This is a genomic window from Variovorax sp. P4_D9, assembly GCF_056401695.1.
On record NZ_JBFUIU010000405.1, the window covers coordinates 1 to 8,126 of the forward strand.

11 protein-coding genes are annotated in these 8,126 nt (G+C 69.3%); 6 read left to right on the forward strand and 5 right to left on the reverse strand.

Annotated elements, in window-relative coordinates; translation table 11 throughout:
- The 4 genes from AC1DY5_RS32815 to AC1DY5_RS32830 all read right to left on the reverse strand — a co-directional run.
- Positions 1-447: ABC transporter ATP-binding protein (locus AC1DY5_RS32815; RefSeq protein WP_478118282.1), on the reverse strand; the 447-nt coding region annotated here is incomplete at its 3' end.
- Between the two features lie 3 nt (positions 448-450).
- On the reverse strand, positions 451-1,209 hold the full coding sequence (locus tag AC1DY5_RS32820; RefSeq protein WP_478118284.1) for an ABC transporter ATP-binding protein: 759 nt from the start codon (positions 1,207-1,209) through the stop codon (positions 451-453).
- Complete coding sequence (locus tag AC1DY5_RS32825; RefSeq protein ID WP_478118286.1) at positions 1,209-2,276, reverse strand: branched-chain amino acid ABC transporter permease; 1,068 nt, start codon at positions 2,274-2,276, stop codon at positions 1,209-1,211. Before AC1DY5_RS32825 ends, AC1DY5_RS32820 begins: the two co-directional genes overlap by 1 nt.
- Positions 2,273-3,169: a branched-chain amino acid ABC transporter permease gene (locus AC1DY5_RS32830; protein WP_478118287.1), complete on the reverse strand. Its 897-nt coding sequence runs from the start codon at positions 3,167-3,169 to the stop codon at positions 2,273-2,275. The genes AC1DY5_RS32825 and AC1DY5_RS32830 overlap by 4 nt, the downstream gene beginning before the upstream one ends.
- 229 nt (positions 3,170-3,398) lie before the next feature.
- On the opposite strand from AC1DY5_RS32830, the gene AC1DY5_RS32835 reads away from it, so the two are divergent.
- The 5 genes from AC1DY5_RS32835 (at position 3,399) to AC1DY5_RS32855 (ending at position 6,967) form a co-directional block, all read left to right on the forward strand.
- Positions 3,399-3,593 carry a hypothetical protein gene (locus tag AC1DY5_RS32835; RefSeq protein WP_478118289.1) on the forward strand — a complete coding sequence of 65 codons (195 nt, stop codon included), beginning with the start codon at positions 3,399-3,401 and terminating at the stop codon, positions 3,591-3,593.
- 102 nt (positions 3,594-3,695) lie between these two features.
- Complete coding sequence (locus AC1DY5_RS32840) at positions 3,696-4,505, forward strand: MlaE family ABC transporter permease (protein ID WP_478118291.1); 810 nt, start codon at positions 3,696-3,698, stop codon at positions 4,503-4,505.
- 85 nt (positions 4,506-4,590) lie between these two features.
- Positions 4,591-5,373, forward strand: a complete 783-nt coding sequence (locus AC1DY5_RS32845; RefSeq protein WP_478118293.1) for an ABC transporter ATP-binding protein — start codon at positions 4,591-4,593, stop codon at positions 5,371-5,373.
- On the forward strand, positions 5,370-6,356 hold the full coding sequence (locus AC1DY5_RS32850; RefSeq protein ID WP_478118295.1) for an MlaD family protein: 987 nt from the start codon (positions 5,370-5,372) through the stop codon (positions 6,354-6,356). The genes AC1DY5_RS32845 and AC1DY5_RS32850 overlap by 4 nt, the downstream gene beginning before the upstream one ends.
- Positions 6,353-6,967 carry a PqiC family protein gene (locus AC1DY5_RS32855; RefSeq protein WP_478118297.1) on the forward strand — a complete coding sequence of 205 codons (615 nt, stop codon included), beginning with the start codon at positions 6,353-6,355 and terminating at the stop codon, positions 6,965-6,967. The genes AC1DY5_RS32850 and AC1DY5_RS32855 overlap by 4 nt, the downstream gene beginning before the upstream one ends.
- Positions 6,968-6,988: 21 nt before the next feature.
- On the opposite strand, the gene AC1DY5_RS32860 is transcribed toward AC1DY5_RS32855, so the two are convergent.
- Positions 6,989-7,297: a DUF4124 domain-containing protein gene (locus AC1DY5_RS32860; RefSeq protein WP_478118299.1), complete on the reverse strand. Its 309-nt coding sequence runs from the start codon at positions 7,295-7,297 to the stop codon at positions 6,989-6,991.
- A 292-nt stretch (positions 7,298-7,589) separates the two neighbouring features.
- Here AC1DY5_RS32860 and AC1DY5_RS32865 point away from each other — a divergent pair.
- On the forward strand, positions 7,590-8,126 hold a 537-nt coding region (locus AC1DY5_RS32865; RefSeq protein ID WP_478118301.1), incomplete at its 3' end, for a hypothetical protein.

Genomic DNA, 8,126 nt, shown 5'->3' on the forward strand with positions numbered 1-8,126 from the left:
GCCGATCGCCACCATCTGTTGCTCGCCGCCCGACAGCAGTCCGGCCGCCTGGGCGCGGCGCTCCTTCAGGCGCGGGAACCACTCGAAGACGCGCTCGATGTCGCGCGCCACCTCGGGGTCGCGACGGCGCGCGAAGGCGCCCATGCGCAGGTTCTCCATCACGCTCAGGAAGGTGAACACCTGCCGGCCCTCGGGCACCAGCACCACGCCGACACGCGCCACTTCGTCGGCATCACGGCCGTCGATGCGCCGGCCTTCGAACTCGATGCTGCCCTTGGCCGGATCGATCACACCGGCGATGGTGTTCAGCAGCGTGGTCTTGCCGGCGCCATTGGCCCCCAGCACGCAGACGATGCGGCCGGCCTGCACCTCCAGGCTGACGCCGCGGATGGCGTTGACCGGGCCGTACCAGGTCTCGATGTTGCGCACGCTCAGCAAGGCGCTCATGACTCAGGCTCCCAGGTAGGCCGCGATCACGCGCGGATCGGACTGCACTTCGGCCGGCGTGCCCAGTGCGAGCCGCTGCCCCTGCTCCATCACCAGCACGCGGTCGGCCACCGCCGAGACCAGCGACATGTCGTGCTCGACCATGACCACCGTGATGCCGAGTGCGTCGCGGATGTCACGGATCCAGTGCGCGAGCTCGTGGGTCTCCTCGGGGTTGAGGCCGGAGGCCGGCTCGTCGAGCAGCAGCAGCCGGGGCCCCGCCACCAGCGCGCGGCCGAGCTCGACGATCTTGCGGATGCCGTACGGCAGCCCGGCGACCAGGCTCATGCGGTAGGGCGCGAGATCGAGCAGCGAGATCACGTCTTCGACCACCTCGCGCGTGGCGTCCTCGGCGCGCCGCACCAGCGGCAGGTCGAGCAGCTGCGCGAACAGGCTGCCGTGCGGCGCCGAGTGGCGGCCCAGCATCAGGTTGTCGAGCACGGTCGCGCCTTCGAACAGCTCGATGTTCTGGAAGGTGCGCGCGATGCCGTGCCGCACCACGTCGTGCCGCGCGACCTTCGTGATCTCGCGGCCGAGCAGCCGCACCGACCCGCTGCTGGCATCGAACACGCGCGTGATCAGGTTGAAGACCGAGGTCTTGCCGGCGCCGTTGGGGCCGATGATCGCGAACACGTCGCCCTGCGCCACCTCGAAGCTGAGCTCGCGCACCGCACGCACGCCGCCGAAGGCCAGGCTCAGGCGATCGACTTCGAAGAAGGCCATCAGGCACGCTCCGATCGCATGTAGGCCTTCTGTCGCCGGAAGCTCGCCCGATGGCGCAGCGGGAATTCGTCGAGGGCGGCGCGGATCCGGACCCAGCGGCCGTTGATGCCGCGCGGCTCGAGCAGCACGAAGAACACCAGCACCGCGCCGTAGACGAAAAGCTCGAGCCCGAACTGGCTGCCGATGCGCGCCGGCAGCAGCGGCTTCATGAGTGAGATCAGCGACGGCAGCATGCCGATAAGCAGCGCCCCGAAGATGGCGCCGCGCAGGCTGCCCATGCCGCCGATGAAGACCATCAGCACCAGCTGCAGCGAGAGCGCGAGCCCGAAGCCCTCGGGCGTGATGAACTGCGTCTGGTGCGCGAGCAGCGCGCCGGCCACGCCCGACACGCTGGCCGAGATTACGAAAGCCAGCACCTTGGTGCGTGCCACGTGGATTCCCAGGCCCTGCGCCGCGGCCTCGGAGTCGCGCACGCCGACAAAGGCGCGTCCGGTGGCCGATCGCATCAGGTTGAGCAGCAGCCACAGCACCAGCCCGAGCAGCGCCAGGCACAGGAAGTAGAAGGGTCGCGGGGCCCCCAGGCCGAGGCCGAACAGCACCGGGTTGGGCACCGCGAGGCCGCTGTGGCCGCCGGTGACGGATGTCCAGCGCCCCATGACGTGCTCGGTGACGATCGCGAAGGCCAGCGTCACGACCGCCAGGTGCAGGCCCGAGACGCGGATCGCCGGCAGGCCCACCAGCAAGCCCGCCATTCCGGCCGCCGCACCGGCGGCCAGCAACGACAGGGGCAGCGGCAGGCCCAGCGTCAGCAGCTGTGCATGTGTGTAGGCGCCGATGCTCAGGAAGGCGGCCTGGCCGAGCGACACCTGCCCGGTGAAGCCGGTCAGCGTCATGAGCCCGAGGCTGGCGATGCACATGATGAAGATGAAGGAAGCCTCGCCGACGTAGAAGGTGGGCAGCGCGAAGGGCGCAGCCACCAGCGCGATGGCCAGGGCGCCGTACAGCAGGCGCTGCCCGCGCGTGCGCAGCAGCGCGCGGCCTTCGGCATAGCGGGTCTCGTAGCTCATACGCGCCTCCCGTRCGCTTCGCCGATCAGGCCGCGCGGGAAGAACACCAGCACGACGATCAGCACCAGGTAGGGCATCACGTCCTTGAAGCCGTCGGGCAGATAGACGCCCGAGAACTGCTCGATCAGCCCGACCAGCAGGCCGCCGAGGATCGCCCCGGGCACGCTGCCGAAACCGCCGAGCACCAGCGCCGCGAGCGCCTTGAGCATCACGAACCACAAGCCCAGGTCGACCAGCGAGATCGGCGCCAGCAGGACACCGCAGAGCGCCGCGATGGCCCCCGAGATGGCCCAGACCAGAGAATTGAGCCGCTTGACCCGCACGCCGCACAGGTACGAGGCGAGCTGGTTTTGCGACGAGGCCTGGATCGCCACGCCCAGCGCCGTGCGCTGCAGGAAGACGAAGAGCAGCGCCGTCACCACCAGCGCGGCCGCGATGATGACGAGGTTGAGGTCGGCCACCACGGCGCCGGCGATCCGGGTGGTGCGGTCGGTCCAGGGCGTCGGATAGCTGCGCGAATCGGGCCCGAACACGATGCTGGTGCCGCCGCGGATCATGAAGCCGATGCCGATTGTCAGCATCACGCCCGCGAACTGCGGCTGGCCGACGATTGCGCGCATCACCTTGGCTTCCAGCAGCCAGCAGAGGGCCGCGCCCAGCACCACCACCAGCGGCAGCGCCAGCCAGAACGACAGGCCTGCCTCGACGATGAAGTGCCAGGCCGCGAACGACGACAGCATGAGGACGTCGCCATGCGCGAAGTTGAGCACTTCGGTGGCCTTGTAGCCCAGCACCAGGCCGAGGGCGACCAGGCTGTAGATCGCGCCGGTGGAAATGCCCTGGAGGCCGAGCTGAACCGCTTGTGCCAGCGAGGCGGAATCGAATGCACCCATTGTGTCCTAACGATCGTTAACTAAACGATCGGCAGACTATAAAGACATGCAACGGCTTCAGTCTCTAGTGGTTATTCCCAGGTCGGCCCCGGCCGGCCCGGTCCAGCAACCATCCGGTGCGAATGTGCGATTTGCACGATCCGACGCCCGCAGTCGCATCGACGCGGTATTCCTTCATCAAGCCGACACCGTTGTTCATGATGATCAAGGCCCACCCGAAGAAGCAACCATGAACAGCCGCATCCGCTCGATCCGCGCCGGCCGCACGGCGCCCAAGCCCCCGGCGCGGCGCTCCATTGCCGAGGCGCTCTCGCGCAAGCTGGGCAGGCTGGTCGGCACCGATCGGCGCCGGCAACTGCAGGCCCGCGAGCGCCTCGATCGGCTGGAGCCCGACCAGCGCCTGCGCGAAGTGGGCGAGTGGTAGCCGGTCCGGCCTGAAAGTCGGTCGCGAGGCCCTGCGGGACTGGTTTCCGCCGTCTTCCGCGAGTCATTCGCTACCATCAACGGACAAACCACCGTCCGTCGCATGCCCCCGCCCTCCCTTCCCCGACGCCAGCCGCTCGGCGCCCTGCGGCGATCGGTCGCCGGCCTGCTCGAGCGGCCCTTGAGCTTCCTGGGCGAGGTGCTGCTGTCGGCCGCCGCCGCGCTGGGCGGGCGCTGGACCTTCCGCCGCGAAGACCTCGGCCGCGTCCTGGCCGACTGCAGCGCGCGCGCGGTGACCATCGTAGGGGTCGTGAACCTGCTGGTCGGCGCGATCCTGGCGTTCGTCGGCGCGGTGCAACTGGCCAAGTTCGGCGCCGGCATCTTCGTCGCCGACCTGGTGGCCATCGCGGTCGCGCGCGAGATGGCGGCCATCATCACGGCGGTGGTCATCGCCGGGCGCACCGGCGCCGCCTTCGCGGCCGAGATCGCGACCATGCAGGCCAACGAGGAGGTCGACGCGCTCGAGGTGCTGGGCCTGACCGCCATCGACTTCCTGGTATTGCCGCGGGTGGCCTCGCTGCTGTTGATGATGCCGCTGCTCTACATCTTCGCCTGCGTGRCCGGCCTGCTGGGCGGCATGATCGTGTCGGCCGCCATGCTGGACGTCTCGGCCACCGCCTACATGCAGCGCACCGCCGAGTCCCTCACCTGGACCCACCTGGGCCTGGGCATCGGCAAGTCGCTGACCTTCGGCGCCCTGGTCGGCATGGTCGGCTGCTACTACGGCCTCCATGCCCAGCGCAACGCGGCCGGCGTCGGGGTGGCGACCACCGGCGCCGTGGTGACCAGCATCGTCGGCATCATCGTGCTCGACGCCATCTTCGCCCTCTGCGCCAACGCGCTGGACATCTGATGAGCGCAGCGCCGGGCCGCCCCAAGCAAGCTCGTGCCCCCTCGGGGGGCAGCGAGGACACGAAGTGCCGAGCGTGGGGGCTCCCATGAGCCTGCTCGCAGTCGACCGGCTCGTGATGCGCTTCGGCGACCGCCTGATCCAGGAGGACGTGTCGCTGAAGGTCGAGAAGGGCTGCATCTTCGCCGTCATGGGCGGCAGCGGCTGCGGCAAGAGCACGCTGCTCAAGCACCTGGTGGGCCTGCTGCCGCCGGCGGGCGGCACCGTGACCTACGACGGTGTCGATTTCTGGGCCAGCGACGACGCGCAGCGCAGCGCGCTGCGTTCGCGCTTCGGCATGCTGTTCCAGAGCGCCGCGCTGTGGTCGTCGATGACCGTGCTCGAAAATGTCTGCCTGCCGCTCACCCGCCAAACCCGGCTCGACGCCGGGCAGCGCGAAGCCAAGGCGCGCGAAGTGCTCGAATGGGTCGAGCTGGGCGAGTTCGCGGACTTCTATCCGTCGTCGCTGAGCGGCGGCATGAAGAAGCGCGCCGGCCTGGCCCGCGCCATCGCCGCCGAGCCACCGCTGCTGTTCCTCGACGAACCCTCGGCCGGCCTCGACCCGATCAGCTCGCGCCGGCTCGACGACCTGATCCTCGACATCCGGCATCGCACCGGCGCGGCGGTGGTCTTCGTCAGCCACGAGCTGCCGAGCCTGTTCGCGATCGCCGACGACGGCATCTTCCTCGACGCCGACAGCAAGCGGCCGATCGCCCACGGCTGCCCGCGCGAGCTCGCCCAGCAGCACGTGCACCCGACCGTGCATGCCTTTCTCCATCGGGAGGTGCCGCCCGCGAACGCACCTGCCGCCACTGCCGAGGCCTCCCCATGAAACGCAACGCCCTGCTGATCGGCGGCTTCGTCGTCGCCGCCTTCGTCATCGCCATCGCGGCCATCCTCTGGCTGGGCGGCAACGACCTGTTCACCAAGCAGCAGAAGGCCCGCGTGTTCTATGAAGGCAACGTGAGCGGCTTGTCGGTCGGCGCGCCCGTGACCTTCCGCGGCGTCACGGTCGGGCAGGTGACCGAGATCGGCATCCAGATGGACGCCCGTTCGCTCAAGACCACGATTCCGGTCACGCTGCGGCTGCAGCCCTCGTCGCTGCGTGTCACTGCGGGCCCGGGCGACCAGATCCCCGACTTGCCGGACCTCGTGCGGCGGGGGCTGCGTGCGCGCCTGGCCATGCAGAGCGTGGTGACCGGGCAGAAGTTGATCGAACTCGACTTCCTGCCGAACACGCCGGACATCCTTGTCGGCGGCCCCGGTGCGCCCGAGATCCCGGCGGTGGCCGACCGCTTCGAAGCCCTGATCGACCAGGTGGCCAACCTGCCCCTGCGCGACACGGTGGCCGACATGCGGGAGGCCATCAAGGATCTGCGCACCACGATGGAGTTGGTGCAGAAAACGCTGGACGGCGCCCAGGGCGTTCTCGTCGGCGCCGGCAAGGAACTGCAGCTGACGGGTGCCGAGTCGCGCAAGACGCTGATGGCCGCCACCGAAGCCATCCGGCAGGTGCAGGGCAGCTCCGAGGCCACGCTGCGATCGATCACGCAACTGGCCGACAGCTCGCGCCAGACGGTGCTCGCGGCCCAGCCCGAACTGGAACGTGCCCTGGTGGGCGCCCGCCAGGCCTCGGAGACCGCCAAGCTGGCGATGGAACGGCTGGCCGACGTGGCCTCGCCCGGCGCGCCGCTGCGCGGCGACCTCGAGGCGGCGGCGAAGGATCTTTCACAGGCGGCGCGGAGCCTGCGCTCCTTGAGCGAGCAGCTCGAGGAACGACCCAACGCCATCTTTTTCGGGAACTCACGCGAATGACGACTGCACTGAACCGATGGGCGGCCTGGCCGCTGCGCGCCGCGCTGGTCGTGATGCTTTCGGCCTGCGCCTCGGGGCCACCGCCGGTGCTGYTGACCCTGCCGCAGGCCGTCGCGGCAGCCGCCGCCACGGTGTCCGCGCCGCCGGCCGGCGTCCGCGTGCTGGCCGTGAGCCGGCCCGAGATTCCCGAATACCTTGTCGCGCGCCGCGTGCGCTACCGGGCCGAAGCCAGCACGCTGGGCGAATGGCCCGACACCTTCTGGRCCGAGCGCATCGAGATCGGCGTGGCGCGAGAGTTCACGGCCGCGCTGCGCGAGCGCCTGCCCGGCTGGCGCCTCTGCGAGGCCAATTGCGCAGAGCAGTCGCCGGCCGCTTCGTTGCAGGTGGCACTGAGCCGAATGGACTACGTGCGCAGCGAGCGGCGCTTGAAGGCCAGCGTGCGCATCACGCTGTGGAGCACCGAGCGCGTTCCGCGGCTRCTGCATGGCGCTGAGTTCAGCGTCGACATCGCGGGCGATGCCGACACGCCGCAGTCGCAGGCCAAAACATTGACGGAGCTGCTGCGCCGCATCGCCGCCGAGGCCGCCACGGCGGTCGCGGCCCTGCCCTGACCGCGGGGCGAATTCGGGGCGCTACTTCAGCACCGGCTTCTCCGCATAACGCTCGCTCGACCGGCTGGCCGGTATGAAGTCGTACTGCCCGCTGCCTTCCCGCGCGCGCAAGGCATGCATCTGCGGCACGGCGAGTCGGTCGGCAGCGCTGCCCACCGCGTTCGACTGCAGCGACTGACCCGAGTACGCCGAGCCGCACGGCCGGTCGGAGAGCACCGTCTGGCCACGCTCGTCCTTGCAGCGATGGATTTCAGCCGAGGCCATCGCGCTGGCTGCGCAGAGGCTCAAGACGGCGATCGTTCGGGACAGACGCAAGACCGGGAGTTGCATTGGACGCTTTCGATGTTTGGGTCGATCGTAGAGAGCGCCAACACGTTCGTGAAGCAAGTTGTCACAGCTTTGGCGGCGGAGTGTGAAAAAAATCCCACTGCATGCATGCCCGATAAAACGCTAGCGAAGAATCGAGGCGGCGTCTTACACTCGACCTTCCAACGATGTACGACAAAAGCTCACTTCGCTGAGCTCAGAAGATATGAACCCCTTCCGTACGCACGCAATCCTCGAGACGGCCCGTTGGCCGGCCCGCCCGCGGGCCGTCGCTTTCGTGCAAGTTGCAGACGTCGTGGAAATGCTCATTCGCAAGAAGGCCCAGTTCGCGACCTGCGAGTTCTGCCAGAGCGTGAACCACCTGAGCGATACGCGTTGCCGGACTTGCGGCGGCGCACTGCCTCCGAACGCCGAAGCCGAGGCCGAGACCGCCACACCCGAGCCGGCCGACAGCGAGGCCGGCTCCTCCTCCGACGCTCGCTCGCTGCGCAACGTCATGCAGATGGCGCTGCTGCCGCCGCTGCTGCTGTTCACAGCCTTTGCGGCCTGGACCGCGTGGCGAACGCCTCCGGCCCGGCAACCCAGCGCACTGATCGCCGCTCAGCAATCTTCGCGGGCGCCGCTGGCGCAGCCGGTGCCGCGCGTGGCGACCCGGGCACGTGTCGTGCCCGCCGAGCTGGGCCTGGGGCCGAGCGAGGTGCTCCTTTCTTCGACGCGCGCCGCGGCTTCACCGGCCGAGAAGGAAGAGCATGCCAAGACCTTCGCGCCTGCGAGGGCGCCCGCGGAGGGACCTCCGGCGCCGAAACAGAGGAAGGCCGCACAGGCAGTGACG